The following is a 210-nucleotide window of genomic DNA, read 5'->3' as shown; positions in this document are numbered from 1 at the left end:
GCCAAGGCCGAGGTCGACCGCAACCTCGCCCTGCTCAACACCCAGATCGCCGAGGCCAACAAGCGCCTCGTCGACACCGTCGGCCAGGGCGGCCCGAACTTCGTCCAGAACGCCATCCTCGGCCCCCTCAAGGACAAGCGCGTCGCCACCGTCAACCGCATCGCCACCGCCATCGGCCGCACGGCCGCCAAGCCGCAGGGCCTCGACGCC

Annotated in this window: 1 pseudogene; it reads left to right on the top strand. The window is 71.4% G+C overall.

The annotated features are described in order from the left end of the window. Positions 1–210 (top strand): annotated as a pseudogene (locus tag ALMP_RS06130) (hypothetical protein); the annotation flags it as partial.

The sequence above is a fragment of the Streptomyces sp. A012304 genome (assembly GCF_026008495.1).
In the GTDB taxonomy this organism is placed as follows: domain Bacteria; phylum Actinomycetota; class Actinomycetes; order Streptomycetales; family Streptomycetaceae; genus Streptomyces.
The sequence above is the reverse complement of the archived record's forward strand: the minus strand, read 5'-3'. Positions and strand labels throughout refer to the sequence as shown.